Source organism: Bradyrhizobium sp. F1.13.3 (assembly GCF_040548265.1).
GTDB lineage: Bacteria > Pseudomonadota > Alphaproteobacteria > Rhizobiales > Xanthobacteraceae > Bradyrhizobium.
In genome coordinates this window covers 139,977-153,233 of sequence record NZ_JBEPRI010000002.1, presented here as the reverse complement: position 1 = coordinate 153,233, position 13,257 = coordinate 139,977, and the positions used below count along the sequence as shown (strand labels likewise).

General features: G+C 65.2%; 12 protein-coding genes. 2 read left to right on the top strand and 10 right to left on the bottom strand.

Going from position 1 to position 13,257, the window contains the following annotated elements; translation table 11 throughout:
• Positions 1 to 90: 90 nt before the first annotated feature.
• Positions 91 to 909 (bottom strand): type I methionyl aminopeptidase, encoded by an 819-nt coding sequence (gene map / locus ABIB66_RS05540; protein ID WP_354064025.1) that lies wholly within the window; start codon positions 907 to 909, stop codon positions 91 to 93.
• A 128-nt stretch (positions 910 to 1,037) separates the two neighbouring features.
• A complete protein-coding gene (locus ABIB66_RS05535) occupies positions 1,038 to 2,354 on the bottom strand; it encodes a mechanosensitive ion channel family protein (RefSeq protein ID WP_354206201.1) in 1,317 nt (438 codons plus the stop codon).
• A 210-nt stretch (positions 2,355 to 2,564) separates the two neighbouring features.
• Between ABIB66_RS05535 and ABIB66_RS05530 the strand changes: the two genes are divergently transcribed.
• Positions 2,565 to 4,358: a potassium/proton antiporter gene (locus ABIB66_RS05530; protein ID WP_354254369.1), complete on the top strand. Its 1,794-nt coding sequence runs from the start codon at positions 2,565 to 2,567 to the stop codon at positions 4,356 to 4,358.
• A 148-nt stretch (positions 4,359 to 4,506) separates the two neighbouring features.
• Here the strand turns inward: ABIB66_RS05530 and modC are convergent, their stop codons facing one another.
• The 5 genes from modC to ABIB66_RS05505 all read right to left on the bottom strand — a co-directional run bounded on the left by modC (position 4,507) and on the right by ABIB66_RS05505 (position 8,184).
• Entirely contained in the window at positions 4,507 to 5,169 is a 663-nt protein-coding gene (modC, locus tag ABIB66_RS05525; RefSeq protein ID WP_354206205.1) for a molybdenum ABC transporter ATP-binding protein, read from the bottom strand.
• A 2-nt stretch (positions 5,170 to 5,171) separates the two neighbouring features.
• On the bottom strand, positions 5,172 to 5,867 hold the full coding sequence (gene modB, locus ABIB66_RS05520; protein WP_354064030.1) for a molybdate ABC transporter permease subunit: 696 nt from the start codon (positions 5,865 to 5,867) through the stop codon (positions 5,172 to 5,174).
• 11 nt (positions 5,868 to 5,878) lie between these two features.
• On the bottom strand, positions 5,879 to 6,661 hold the full coding sequence (gene modA / locus ABIB66_RS05515; protein WP_354254367.1) for a molybdate ABC transporter substrate-binding protein: 783 nt from the start codon (positions 6,659 to 6,661) through the stop codon (positions 5,879 to 5,881).
• A 222-nt stretch (positions 6,662 to 6,883) separates the two neighbouring features.
• On the bottom strand, positions 6,884 to 7,828 hold the full coding sequence (mepA, locus tag ABIB66_RS05510) for a penicillin-insensitive murein endopeptidase (protein WP_275172910.1): 945 nt from the start codon (positions 7,826 to 7,828) through the stop codon (positions 6,884 to 6,886).
• 161 nt (positions 7,829 to 7,989) lie between these two features.
• Positions 7,990 to 8,184, bottom strand: a complete 195-nt coding sequence (locus ABIB66_RS05505) for a hypothetical protein (protein ID WP_354064034.1) — start codon at positions 8,182 to 8,184, stop codon at positions 7,990 to 7,992.
• Positions 8,185 to 8,297: 113 nt separating this feature from the next.
• Between ABIB66_RS05505 and ABIB66_RS05500 the strand changes: the two genes are divergently transcribed.
• The gene (locus ABIB66_RS05500; protein ID WP_354064036.1) at positions 8,298 to 10,466 is read left to right on the top strand and encodes a putative bifunctional diguanylate cyclase/phosphodiesterase; all 2,169 of its coding nucleotides are present in this window, start codon (positions 8,298 to 8,300) and stop codon (positions 10,464 to 10,466) included.
• Between the two features lie 109 nt (positions 10,467 to 10,575).
• On the opposite strand, the gene ABIB66_RS05495 is transcribed toward ABIB66_RS05500, so the two are convergent.
• The 3 genes from ABIB66_RS05495 to ABIB66_RS05485 all read right to left on the bottom strand — a co-directional run bounded on the left by ABIB66_RS05495 (position 10,576) and on the right by ABIB66_RS05485 (position 13,137).
• On the bottom strand, positions 10,576 to 10,980 hold the full coding sequence (locus ABIB66_RS05495; RefSeq protein ID WP_354206211.1) for a cupin domain-containing protein: 405 nt from the start codon (positions 10,978 to 10,980) through the stop codon (positions 10,576 to 10,578).
• Positions 10,981 to 11,024: 44 nt separating this feature from the next.
• Entirely contained in the window at positions 11,025 to 11,777 is a 753-nt protein-coding gene (locus tag ABIB66_RS05490; RefSeq protein ID WP_354206213.1) for a hypothetical protein, read from the bottom strand.
• 205 nt (positions 11,778 to 11,982) lie between these two features.
• A complete protein-coding gene (locus ABIB66_RS05485; RefSeq protein ID WP_354064042.1) occupies positions 11,983 to 13,137 on the bottom strand; it encodes an acyl-CoA dehydrogenase family protein in 1,155 nt (384 codons plus the stop codon).
• Positions 13,138 to 13,257: the final 120 nt, after the last annotated feature.

Sequence of the window (13,257 nt, the reverse complement as noted above, 5' to 3'; positions counted from 1 at the left end):
GCATTGCCGCGGATAACCGTTTTTGCAACCGTCAATTGCGCCGGCAAATCCGGTTCACGTCAGCCGGCGACCCGAAGGTCGGCCGCGCCCTCACCCGATCTGCTTCTCGCCGTGCCGCTCCGACAGCGTGAAGATTTCGACGCCGGTGGCGGTGACGCCGACGGAGTGCTCGAACTGCGCCGACAGCGAGCGGTCGCGGGTCACGGCGGTCCAGCCGTCGGACAGGATCTTCACATGCGGCTTGCCGAGATTGATCATCGGCTCGATGGTGAAGAACATGCCGGGCTTGAGCTGCACGCCCTCGCCGGGTCGGCCGACATGGATGATGTTCGGCTCGTCGTGGAACATGCGCCCGAGGCCATGGCCGCAGAAATCGCGCACCACGCTCATGGCCTGCGGCTCGACGAAACTCTGGATCGCGTGGCCGATGTCGCCGGTGGTGGCGCCGGGCTTCACCGCGGCGATGCCGCGCATCATCGCTTCATAGGTCACCTCGATCAGCCGCTCGGCCTTGCGCGCGATCGGGCCGACCGCATACATCCGGCTGGAATCGCCGTACCAGCCGTCGACGATGAAGGTGACGTCGATGTTGACGATGTCGCCCTCTTTCAGGGGACGGTCGCCGGGCATGCCGTGGCACACCACGTGGTTGAGCGAGGTGCAGGTCGAATAGCGGTAGCCGCGATACATCAGCGTCGCCGGATAGGCATTGTTGCTGAAGGCGAAGTCGCGGACGAACTGGTCGATGCGCTCGGTCGGAACGCCGGGCCCGACGATGTCGGTGAGCTCGTCGAGGCACTTCGCCACCAGCGCTCCCGCCTTGCGCATGCCGGCAAAGGCGCTTGGCCCATGCAGCTTGATCTGTCCGGTCTTGCGGAGCGAGGTATCGGTAGCTTCGACGTAGCTCATGCGGATGCGGTCTTCTCGGCACGGGGCCGGTATCGAGGTGGGCGCAAGGGACTGATTTAAGGCCCCAATTTAATGATCGCGAGCCTTCATGCAAGCCAAGCTTGGCGGGCATGCGTCCGAAAGCCGGCTCAATTCGGGACTTCTACGGTGGTTTCCACCGGCAGGGCGCCGCCTCGGATGCGGATTTCGCGGACGGGGTAGGGAACCCGGATGCCCTCGCGCTTGAAGGAATCCCACAGCGCCAGCATCACGTCGCTCTTGACGTTGTCCATGCCGTCGGGGTCGGCGATCCAGAAGGTCAGCGAGAACTTCATCCCGGCTTCGGCGAACTCGGTCAGGATGGAATTCGGCGGCTTGCCCTTCTGCGCGCGCGGATGCGCGGCCGCGGTCTCGGCGGCGAGCTTGCAGACCAGCCGCGGGTCGGCGTCGTAATTGGTGCCGAAGGCGATCTTCACCAGCGTGTTCTTGTCGGTGTAGGTCCAGTTGACGACCTTCTGCGTCACCAGATCCTCGTTCGGCACCAGGAATTCGCGGCCATCGCCGGCGGCGACGGAAATATAGCGCGTCTTCATCGCGCTGATCCGCCCGGTGTTGTCGCCGATGGTGACGAGATCGCCGGGCTTCACCGATTTGTCGGCGAGCAGGATGATCCCCGAGATGAAATTGGCGACGATCTTCTGCAGGCCGATACCGATGCCGACGCCGACCGCGCCGGAGAACACCGCGAGCGCCGAGAGATCGATGCCGACCGCGCCGAGCGCGATCACGATCGCGACCGCAAGCAGGCCAATGCGGATGATCTTGACCAGCAGCACCTGCACCGACGGCGTCAGATCGGTGGTCGAGTTGATCCGGCTCTCGGCGAAATTGCTGGCGATGTTGGTGAGCCAGAGCGCGATGAGCAGCAGCGCGCCGGCCTTGATCACGAGCAGCGGCGTCAGCCGCAGGCCGCCGAGCACGATGGCGAAGGAGTCGAGCAGGTCGACCGTCGCATCGAGCTGGCCGACGATCGAGAGCGCCGCGACGAACCAGGCCGTGATCGACACCAGCTTGACGATGAAGGCGTTGCGCAGCACCGAGGTCAGCAGCCGGATCGCGAGCCAGGCCAGCCCCAGCTTGGCGGCGACCATCAGGAGATAGCTGCGGCTCGGCCAGGTCGCATGGTACATGACCACGCGCGAGACGATCACGAGCAGGGTGAACGCCGCCGTCGAGGCGCTGGAGACCATCACCCGGGCGAAGTGCCGGAGCGGCAGCGGCCAGCGCATCGCCAGCGAGGTCATGTCGACCCGGCTGCGAACGGCGGCTTCGGCGGCATAGGCGATGCCGGCCGCGGCCAGAATGAGCCCGAATTGCAGGTAGAACCAGGGCGAGGAGATTTCGGCCCCGACGCTGCGCGCGGTGGTCTGCACGAACTCCATGAAGTCTTTGAGGTCCATGTCCATCGGTCTCGTCGGGAAGCGGGCGGGAAGTGTTGATTCGAGCGCGCCGGAGAATCCCACAAAGGGCCCGGCCGGACCACCGATACACCGCTAAGTGAAGTGCGTTAAGGCCGCAAAATGCAGGCAGATTGCCGCGAGCGGGAGAAAATGGGTTGCGTGGGAGTCCGCCGACGATAAGGATGCAATTCCAGCGATTTCGTACCCGGAAGGTGGATGGCCTCCCTCGACTCCGTCAGCCTCGCCATATTGCTCGGCGCCGTCCTGGTGTTGGCCGGGATCCTGTCAAGCCTGCTTGCGCTGCGCTTCGGCGCGCCCCTTCTGCTCGTCTTCCTCGCGATCGGCATGCTCGCGGGCGATTCCGGTCCCGGACAGCTGCAGTTCGACGACGTCCGAACCACCTATCTGGTCGGCTCGGTCGCGCTTGCACTGATCCTGTTCGACGGCGGCTTGCGCACCCGCTTTGCCAGCATCCGCACCGTGCTCGCGCCTTCCATGGTGCTCGCGACCGTCGGCGTGCTGCTGACCGCGCTGATCACGGCGCCGTTCGCGAAATATGCGCTCGACCTCAACTGGACGGAGTCGCTGCTGGTCGGCGCGGTAGTGGCCTCGACTGACGCGGCGGCAGTGTTCCTGCTGGTGCATACCCAGGGCCTGCGCCTGCGCCCGCGCGTCGGCGCGACGCTTGAGGTCGAATCCGGCACCAACGATCCCTTCGCGATCTTCCTGACCCTGATGCTGGTCGAATACATCTCGCTGGGAACGGGCACGGCCGCGCATGTGCTGATGGAGTTCGCCCAGGAGGCCGTGCTGGGCGCCGTCGTCGGAGTGATCGGCGGGCGTCTGGTCGTCATCGCGCTCAACAAGGTCGCGCTGCCGCAGGGCCTCCATGCGCCGTTCGTCACCACCGCCGCGCTCGTCATCTTCGGCGGCTCGCAGATCATGCACGCCTCAGGCTTCCTCGCGGTCTATCTCGCCGGCATCATCATCGGCAACCGCCCGACGCGCGCGCATAATTCGGTGGTGGCCTTCCTGGATGCCGCGACCTGGCTGGCCCAGATCGTGATGTTCGTGCTGCTCGGCCTGCTGGTCTCGCCAAGCCGGCTTGGCGGCAGCGTGCTGCCGGCGGTCGGGATCGCATTCGTCCTGATGCTGGTGGCGCGGCCGATCGCGGTGTTCGTGTGCCTGGCGCCGTTCCGCTTCAACTGGCGCGAAAAGATCTTCATCGCCTGGACCGGCCTGCGCGGCGCGGTCGCGATCTTCCTGGCCTCGATCCCGATGCTGGTCGGGCTATCGAAGGCTTATCTCTATTTCGACGTCGCCTTCGTCGTCGTCATCATCTCGCTGCTGCTGCAAGGCTGGACCCTGGCGCCGGCCGCGCGCAAGCTGCACGTGGCGCTGCCGCGCGCCGAACGCGGCCCGCGCCGTGTCGAATTGGACCTGCCCGGCCAGCTTGAGCAGCAGCTCGTCGGCTATCCAGTGCGGTCCAAGAGCCTGTATTTTCGCCGCGGCCTGATCCCGTCCTGGTCGAAGCCGACGCTGGTGATCCGCAACGAGAACATTTTGACGCCAACGGAAGCCGAGCCGATCGCGCCCGGCGATTACATCTATCTGCTGGCGCCGCCGGAAAAGGCCGAATCGCTCGACCGCTTCTTCGTCGACATGCAGCCGAGCTCGGTGCCGGACCCGCATCTGCTGGGCGACTTCATGGTCTCCGGCGAGCGCACGCTCGCCGAGCTCGCGGAGATCTACGGCGTGAAGGCCGGCGAGGACGAGAGCAAGTTGACTTTGGCCGATTATTTCGACGTCCATCTCGACCGCGCACCGAAAGAGGGCGCCGAGCTTGCGCTGGATCCGATCGTGCTCGTCGCGCGCTCGATCTCCGGTGGCCGGGTCAACGTCGTCGGCCTGCGCCTGCCGGAAGACGAAGAAGCGCCCGCGCCGCTGACCCGCAGACAGGTCCTGCGGCGCAAGCTGGCGGATTTGTGGACATCGGTGGCGGGGGTTTAGCTCCCACGCAGTCCGCGTCGAGCTTGGCAACCAAATCAACCACACACTTTCGTCATTGCGAGCGTAGCGAAGCAATCCAGACCGCCGCCGCGGAGGGACTCTGGATTGCTTCGCTGCGCTCGCAATGACGGGGATGGGCAACAGGCCCTCACGTCAGCACCTTCACCCCGCCGAACGACGTCATCCGGCCCTGCTTCAGCCTCACGATCTGCGTCGCGAGCTGGCGCAGCTCGGCGACGTCGTGGCTGACATAGACCATGGGGACGTTGGCCTCGTCGCGCAGCCGCACCAGATAGGGCAGGATCTCCAGCTTGCGGCCCTCGTCGAGCGCGCCGAGCGGCTCGTCGAGCAGCAGCAGGCGCGGCCGCGACAGCAGCGCGCGACCGAGCGCGACGCGCTGGCGCTCGCCGCCGGAGAGCTTTCCGGGGCGGCGACCCTGCAGCGCGCCGATGTCGAGCAGCTCGATGATTCGCTTGTGCTGCGCCGGATCGGGCGCGAGGCCGTTCATCCGCCTGCCATAGTCGAGATTTTGCGCGACGTTGAGATGCGGAAACAGCCGCGCATCCTGGAACACATAGCCGATGCGACGGCGCCAGGTCGGGACATGAATGCCGGCCGCGCTGTCGTCGACGGTCTCGCCGTCGATCACGATGGTGCCGCGGTCGGGCCGCAGCAGCCCCGCGATCATGTTGACCAGCGAGGTCTTGCCGGCGCCCGACGCTCCGAACAGGCCGATGACGCGGCCCTCGCTCGCGAAGGCGGCGGACAGCGAGAACTCGCCGAGCTGTTTTTCGACGTCGACGCGCAGCATGGTCAATTCCCGTGCAGGCGCGCGGTGGCGCGGCGGGCGAACCATTCGGCCGCGATCAGCGCGCCGAGCGCCAGCACGATCGAGACGATCACGAGCCGTCCCGCGGCGGCATCGCCGTCCGGCGTCTGGATCAGCGAATAGATCGCGGACGAAATCGTCTGGGTCTCTCCGGGAATGTTGGAGACGAAGGTGATGGTCGCGCCGAATTCGCCGATCGCTTTCGCAAAGCCAAGCACCATGCCGGCGAGCACGCCGGGCAGCGCTAAGGGCAGCGTCACCGTGAAGAACACTTTGAAAGGAGTGGCGCCGAGCGTCTCGGCGGCCTGCTCGAGCCGGCGGTCGATCGCCTCGATCGACAACCGCATCGGACGCACCAGCAGCGGAAACGCCATCAGGCCGCAGGCAAGCGCAGCACCGGTCCAGCGGAAGGCGAAGACGATGCCGAGATGGTCCGCGAGGAAAGCGCCGACGAGGCCGCGGCGGCCGAAGGTCAGCAGCAGCAGATAGCCGGTGACGACGGGTGGCAGCACCAGCGGCAGATGCACCAGCGCATCGAGCACCGACTTACCCCAGAAATCACGCCGCGCGAGCAGCCACGCCAGCGCAATGCCGAACGGCGTTGCCACCAGCGTAGCGATGACGGCCACCCTGAGCGAGAGCAGGATCGCCGTCCATTCGGCGGGAGAGATGTCGAGCATCAAATCGCAAATTATGTAGAGGGGCTGATCAGGAACTTGAAACCGTATTTTTCCAGAATGGTCTTGGCGGCGGTCGAGCGCAGGAAGGCGAGATAGTCGCTGGTCTCACCCTTTGCTGTTGTGGTCGCAGCGACGGGATAGATGATCGCGGGATGCGAATCCGCCGGGAAGGTGCCGACGATCTTCACGCCGGGCTCGACCTTGGCATCGGTGGAATAGACGATGCCGAGGTTGGCCTCGCTGCGCGCGACCAGCGTCAGCGCGGCACGCACGCTCTCGGCCATGGCGAATTTCGGCTCTGCCGCCTGCCAGGCGCCGAGGCTCGTCAGCGCCGCCTTGGCATATTTCCCAACCGGTACGGACTTGACGTCGCCGGTCGCGATCCTGCCGTCGCCGGCGAGTTTTGCGAGGTCGAACCCCTGCACGATGGGCACGTTGTCGAGCCTGGAATCCTTCGGCGCGATCAGCACGATGCTGTTGCCGAGCAGATTGACCCGGGTCGGCTCGTTGATGGTCTTCCTGGAGATCGCGTAGTCCATCCAGTCGGTGTCGGCGGAGACGAACACATCGGCCGGCGCGCCCTGCTCGATCTGCCTGGCGAGCACGGAGCTTGCGGCATAGCTGACGCTGAACTTGACGCCGGTCCTGGCGGTGTAGGCGGCGTCGACCTCGTCGAGCGCGTTCTTCATCGAGGCTGCCGCGAACACGGTGATGGTCTTGTCCTCGGCGGCGACAGGCGAAAGGCCCGCGGCCAGAAGGAGCAAAGCCGAAAAAAGCACGGAAAGGCGGGACATCGGAAGCGCTCCATGCGCGCGCTCAGGGCACGCAAGGCGGCGCGCGCAAGACGGCGTTGGTTGAATGAGGCTTGCGACCGGCGGAAGCGCTGTTCCGGCAAGCCCGACGGACTTACGGTCCGGCAAGCGATCGCTGGGTCATCATAACAGGGTGGCGGAACAGGTCAAAGGCGGCGGTCCGCATGGCGCCAACCTGGAATGGCCGGGACGACCGCGAAGGCTTTACGGTTTCGCATTGCCCGCGTGCAGCACGGCTTTGCACGCCCCCGGCATCTGCGCCAGCGTCATCGGCGGTTTCGGCTTCGGGGGCTCCGGCGGGGGTTTGGGGTGCAGCACGCCGTCGCTGAACCAGTAGGCGAGATCGGAGGGCTTGCAGCCTTCGTCGTCGGATTGCGACGGCTGGCTCTCGCAGTCGCTCGCGCCCGCCGGGCAGTGCATGCGGATGTGGAAGTGATAGTCGTGGCCCCACCACGGCCGGATCTTCGACAGCCAGGAACGGTCGCCCTTGGCCTCGCGGCACAGCGCCTTCTTGATCGCGGCATTGACGAAAATGCGCTGCACCGCCGGCTCCTGCGCCGCGTCGCGCAGCACCAGCACATGGCCCGGCGTGAACACTTTTGGATCGATGTCGAGCCGGTCCGGACGCACCATCATCACCGCCGACATGTCCTCGCGCTCCTCGCGCGAGAGCCGATGGTCCGGCATCGGCGTCAGCCAGATGTCGGCATCGAGGCCGATCTGGTGGCTGGCATGGCCGGACAGCGCCGGCCCGCCGCGCGGCTGGGCGATGTCGCCGACCAGGATGCCCGGCCATCCCGCGTCCTTGTGCGCCCTGGCCGCAAGCCGCTTGATCAGCGCGATCATCGCGGGATGACCGTAGCTGCGATTGCGCGACAACCGCATCACCTGCCAATTGTCGCCGTTGAGGGGCATCTGCTCGGCGCCGCCGATGCAGCCCTTCACATAGGAGCCGATGACGTGCGCCGGTCCCTTCGACGGCAGCAGCTTTCGCGCGAACAGCTCCTTGGCGCCGATATTGGGATCGTTCAGATTGGCGAGCGGCGGCAGCGGCTTTGGGTTGACGCTGCCCTTGTCCTGGGCCAGCGCGTCGCCGGCGGCCAGGAGCGTCATGACGAGCAGGAGAGGGGCGAGGCGGCGGGGACTCATGCTGACATCCTTATAACCCCAACACCGCGTCAGGGTTAAGAAACAGTCCCTCCGCTGAAATTTCGTCCAAAAGTCGCGGTTCCGCGGCGTCGGGCGGCCGATTTTTAACGATGCGATAACCCTCTCATGCATTGACCAAAATTCGTGCGCAGGACGTCTGCTCACTCACTTCTGCATACAATCGCGTGCGATCCCGGAAATGAATCAAGGCGGCGCGCAATTTTACGCCATCTCGTTCTCCGATGACGACGATGCGATGCGCTTGGAGCGCCCATCGGCGCCGCCGGGCCTTGCAAACGGGCAATGCGGGCTGTTTTTTCGAGGCTGCCAGACCGTGCGTCGCATCGCCATGCCACCCAAGATTACTTTTTTTTCAGACACTTGCTCCAAGAGTTGCGGTCGCTGGGTGCGACTGGGACGAGTGAAGTTGAGTTTGGGGTTTCGAAGACCAAAAAAGCGAAAGGGAAGCGTGCTTGGCAGGCCCGGCCTGCACCCGCGCAAGCCGCGCTTTGCGCGCGCCCCTCATCCTCCGTCCGAACGCGACGAAGTTCTGCGCAGCCGCGCCGAGGCCGAGGCTGCGATCGCGGAAGCGCGCAAATCCCATGAGCGCCTGCGCCAGGCCATCGAGATCCTGCCGCAAGGCATCGTGTTTCTCGATGCCGAGGGCCGCTATGTCCTCTGGAATAAGCAATACGCGGAGATCTACAGCAAGACCGCCGATCTGTTCGAGGAAGGCGCGCGCCTCGAGGACACGCTGCGCATCGGCGTCGCCCGCGGCGACTATCCCGAGGCGGCCGGCCACGAGGAAGAATGGATCGCGGAGCGGCTGCAAAAGCTCTATCAGCCCGGCTCGCGCCACGAGCAGAAGCTGGCGGACGGCCGCGTCATCCTGATCGACGAGCGGCTGACAGAGGACGGCGGCGTCGTCGGCCTGCGCGTCGACATCACCGAGTTGAAGCAGCGCGAGGCCTCGTTCCGCCTGCTGTTCGACGGCAATCCCGTCCCCATGATCGTCTGCGCACTGGACGACGAGCGCATCCTCGGCGTCAACGATGCCGCGGTCGCCCATTACGGCTACAGCCGCGCCGAGTTCGAGCGGCTGACGATCCGTTCCCTTCAGGCTTTTGACAGCGAGCCGCCCTGGACCGCCGATTCGGCCGGCGAGGAGCAGGCCGGACGCACCTGGAAGCACGTCAAGGCCGACGGCGCCCTGATCGACCTTGCGATCTATTCGCGCGAACTGACCTATGCCGAGCGGCCCGCGGTGCTGCTCGCGCTGATGGACATCACCGAGCGCAAGCGCGCCGAGGCGCGGCTCGCCTTCATGGCCCAGCATGACGGGCTGACCGGTCTGCCAAACCGCAATCTGCTGCGCCAGCAGGTCGACGAGATGCTGCTGCATACGAGGCGCAGCACCGACAAGGTCGCCCTGCTGATGCTGGGGCTCGACAATTTCAAGGCGGTCAACGACACGCTGGGACACGCGGTCGGCGACAAGCTGCTGCGCGGCGTCGCCAAGCGGCTGCGCTCGACCTTGCGCGAGGAGGACGCGCTCGCGCGGCTGAACTCGGACGAGTTCGCAATCGTGCAGAGCGGCCTGACGCGTCCCGAGGATGCGGTGCTGCTGGCCAAGCGCCTGCTGGAAGCCATCGCCGATCCCTATCTGCTCGACGGCCATTCCGTGGTGGTCGGTGCCTCCATCGGCATCGCGATGGCGCCGGGCGACGGCGACGATTCCGAAAAGCTGCTCAAGAGCGCCGACATGGCGCTGTCGCGCGCCAAGCTGGATGCGCGCGGCTCGTTCGCGTTCTTCGAGGCGGCGCTCGATGCGAAAGCGCAGACCCGCCGCAAGATCGAGGTCGAGCTGCGCGACGCCATCCAGAACGACGTGCTGCGGCCGTACTACCAGCCGCTGATCGACCTCCAGAGCGGCCGCATCACCGGCTTCGAGGCGCTGGTGCGCTGGCCGCATGCCGAGCGCGGCATGATCTCGCCGGCCGAGTTCATTCCGGTCGCGGAAGAGACCGGGCTGATCAATCCGCTCGGCGGCCTGATGCTGCGCCGGGCCTGTCACGATGCCGCGACCTGGCCGGACGACGTCCGCGTTGCCGTCAACCTGTCGCCGCTCCAGTTCCGTAGTGGCAATCTGCTTTCGGTGGTGACGGATGCGCTGAAGCATTCCGGCCTGCCCCCGCGGCGGCTCGAGCTCGAGATCACGGAGACGCTGCTGCTGGAAAAGAGCGCCCAGGTGCTGGCGACGTTGCATGCGCTGCGCGCGCTCGGCGTGCGCATCTCGATGGACGATTTCGGCACCGGCTATTCCAGCCTGAGCTATCTGCGCAGCTTCCCGTTCGACAAGATCAAGATCGACCAGTCGTTCGTGCGCGATCTCGGCGCCAATCGCGAGGCCCAGGCGATCATCCGCTCCATCGTCAGCCTCGGCAAAGGCCTCGGCGTCACCATCACCGCCGAAGGCGTCGAGACCGAAGCCGAGCTGAGCTGCCTCCGCGCCGAAGGTTGCGACGAGGGCCAGGGCTTTCTGTTCAGCAAGGCCCGGCCGAATATTGAGATCATCAGCCTGCTCGCCGCGCAACGGGGCATCGACGGCGGCGAGGAAGACGCCGCGCTGGTGGCCTAGCGCGCGTACTCATGAACCCGGCTCGATGGGAGCTGCTTCGCCGATGACGCTTCGATCCGACAGGGAGTGAACTGCCACGCCACGAAGTGATGCGATTGGCCGACACCGACTACGCAGAAGGCGCATCAAGGCCGTGCGGCAGTAAAACCTGTATAACATTTTGCCCTTCCGGTGGATGGCGCGAGATATGCCCTTTCCCATGCGTATCCTCGACCAGAACCGCCTTTCCAGCGGAGACACGCCTCATCTCTCCGTCGCTCGTTTCAAACTCGACCTCGCCGTCCAACCAAATGGCAAGGAGTCGGCCGGGTGGGTTATGAAAGTCCGCTTCGCGGGCCCCTCCTGGAATACGAACAAAACGAACTCGCGAGGCTTCGTAGAATGCGGAACGCGAGGATTCGTAGTTGGCGGCAGGCGCTCCGTTGGGAAACGATCGCGTTAGTGTCGTGGGAATATCAATTTCCCCAAAATGGGATTCGCCATCAGGCGTAGCGAAAATGCGCAGGCAGTTCATTTTTTTACCTCCATCGTACTTTCGACGTGCGCACGATCGAAAGTTCACCGGCCGACAAGTGTTACGGCCTCTTGCCCCTCGGCAGGAGCGGCTTCATGGGACCGCACGAATACGAAGCGGGATGCCGCGGGGATCTGTGCGTCGGCGCTGCCATCCTGGCCGATGAGGATGAGTCCCGCGCCGCCATTGGCTACATTCAAGATGACGGGGGCGCCCTGCCAGGTCCTGATGGGCTCCATTCCGATGATGAGAAATTCACCGATCGGCTGGTCAAAATATTGAAGCCTCAGTTGTGGTCCGACTTCTGCAGCCGCCAGGCCGAAACCCAAGCGTTTGGCGCGGGCATAGATGTCCGCCAGCAACGCAGTGTCGGTCCGAAAGCCCAGTTCGGCTGCCGACACCGTGAAAAGCTCGACGCTCGTTGTCGTGGCGCTAACGGTAAACGTTGGTCGCGCGAGAATTTCGCCAGCCGAGTTTCCGATGCCGCAACCTGCGGCATCCAACGCGTTACTGAGGGCGAAGAAGTTTGCAAACGTCCCGATCTTGATCGTCTTCCACACGGGGTGATCGGCGGCGGATTTGATTGGGATCTGCGGCCGATCAGAGGGCGCTTGCTTGAGCTTCAGGTTATTCCGCAGAACGTCTCGCGCCGAGCATTGAGCCACGGCTTCGCTCGCAAACAGGAGAGTGCATGCGATGCAGAGGGTGGCAACAATGAGCATGCCACCATGGTGCCATCCCGGCGAACGCCCCTGAATGGCATGGCAACTGACTTTCCTGCCAGCTGTGCGGCCCATAACGGACCTCTCTTGCGCAAATCGGCGCGCTAAAGACAATTCGGAATTATCGCTTCCATATGGTCGGCGCGGTCACGGCGGAAAAGCCGTCGTTCCTGTAGCTATAGAAATTGGTCCGGGAAAATTCACAAAGGTTCAGCGGCGAGGACGCTGGATGCGAACTCAATATAGGTCAGCGTGCGTGCACTTTCGCAATTGGTCGACGTCAGCGATCCCCTGAAAGGATCATCTTACCGACATCCTCGTAATGCGTGTCGCGCGCCTGGATCTGCTGGGCGATGGCGTGCATGTCGCGAAACCGGCGCTCGAACGGATTGCTGCGGAATACGGCGGTCGCGCCGGCCATGTGATAGGCGGTGTCGACCACCTTGGCCGATTGGTGAATGGTCCAGGTCGCGGCGAGGCGAACCGAGCTCCGATGCGCCGCGCTGAACGCGCCGGTCGCGCGGAGATCGCGCCACATCGCATTGGCCGTCGCGTAGAGATAGGCGCGCGCAGCGCGAAGATCGCCCTCGGTGCGGCCGATCAGGCCCTGGACCGCCCCGTTGTCGTGCATGGCGCTGGCCGCCAGCGACTGATGCTTGCCGCGCGCCAGTGCGATCGCGGCATCCAGCGTGGCGCGCGCCACCCCGAGCGACACCGCGGCAAAGCCGAGGCTGAACGACGAGCCGGTGCCGATCCTGTAGAGCGGACCCTGCTCGCGGAGCGCGGACGGCACGTCACGAAACGCGGTGAAGCGCTCGGGGACGAACAGGTCGGCGACCTCGTAGGAATCGGTGCCGGTGCCGGCGAGCCCGATCGCCTGCCAGACGTCGTGCAGCACGGCGCTCGCGACCGGAAACAGGATGGTGCGCACCTCCGCCGAGCCGTCGGCATTTTTCCGCGGGGCGCCGTCGGCGCCGACGATGCGGACATGCGCCCCGAGCCAGCTCGCCTGCCGCGAGCCCGAGGCAAAATCCCAGCGCGCCGTGACACGATAGCCGCCCTCGACCGCCCGCGCCTCATGCGCGATCGCGCCCCAGGCGAGGACGCCCGGCGCCGTGTTGAAGATCTCCTGCGCGGTCTCGTGGTCGAGCGAGGCCGCGATCATCGCGCAGACCGTGCATTGGCCGAGGCACCAGGCGGTGGAGGCATCCGCTTTCGCGATCTCCTCCAGCATCTGCATGAAGGCTTCCGGCGGCGCTTCGGCGCCGCCAAGACTCTGCGGCAGCAGCGCGCGATAGAGCCCGTTCTCGATCAGCGCGTTGACAACGGGCGGCGTCAGCCGTCGCGACCGCTCGATCTCGTCAGCCTCGCTTGCAATGAGCGGTGCGAGGGCGCGGGCGCGTTCGACGAGGCCAAATCCGGGAGTTGCGTTCATGCGCGTTTCCTCGCCCATTCTTGCTGTGAGCGGTCGATCTCGCGATGGTGATCTATTTGCAGAGGAGGATCAAGGTGTGCGGCGTCATCCCGGCAATCCTCAAACTTGAAGTGCGGGATC

What these genes read in the sequence shown, in the direction of transcription:
- map (WP_354064025.1), bottom strand. Translation starts at nt 909, where the DNA reads ATGAGCTACGTCGAAGCTACCGATACCTCGCTCCGCAAGACCGGACAG.
- ABIB66_RS05535 (WP_354206201.1), bottom strand. Translation starts at nt 2,354, where the DNA reads ATGGACATGGACCTCAAAGACTTCATGGAGTTCGTGCAGACCACCGCG.
- ABIB66_RS05530 (WP_354254369.1), top strand. Translation starts at nt 2,565, where the DNA reads ATGGCCTCCCTCGACTCCGTCAGCCTCGCCATATTGCTCGGCGCCGTC.
- modC (WP_354206205.1), bottom strand. Translation starts at nt 5,169, where the DNA reads ATGCTGCGCGTCGACGTCGAAAAACAGCTCGGCGAGTTCTCGCTGTCC.
- modB (WP_354064030.1), bottom strand. Translation starts at nt 5,867, where the DNA reads ATGCTCGACATCTCTCCCGCCGAATGGACGGCGATCCTGCTCTCGCTC.
- modA (WP_354254367.1), bottom strand. Translation starts at nt 6,661, where the DNA reads ATGTCCCGCCTTTCCGTGCTTTTTTCGGCTTTGCTCCTTCTGGCCGCG.
- mepA (WP_275172910.1), bottom strand. Translation starts at nt 7,828, where the DNA reads ATGAGTCCCCGCCGCCTCGCCCCTCTCCTGCTCGTCATGACGCTCCTG.
- ABIB66_RS05495 (WP_354206211.1), bottom strand. Translation starts at nt 10,980, where the DNA reads ATGAACTGCCTGCGCATTTTCGCTACGCCTGATGGCGAATCCCATTTT.
- ABIB66_RS05490 (WP_354206213.1), bottom strand. Translation starts at nt 11,777, where the DNA reads ATGGGCCGCACAGCTGGCAGGAAAGTCAGTTGCCATGCCATTCAGGGG.
- ABIB66_RS05485 (WP_354064042.1), bottom strand. Translation starts at nt 13,137, where the DNA reads ATGAACGCAACTCCCGGATTTGGCCTCGTCGAACGCGCCCGCGCCCTC.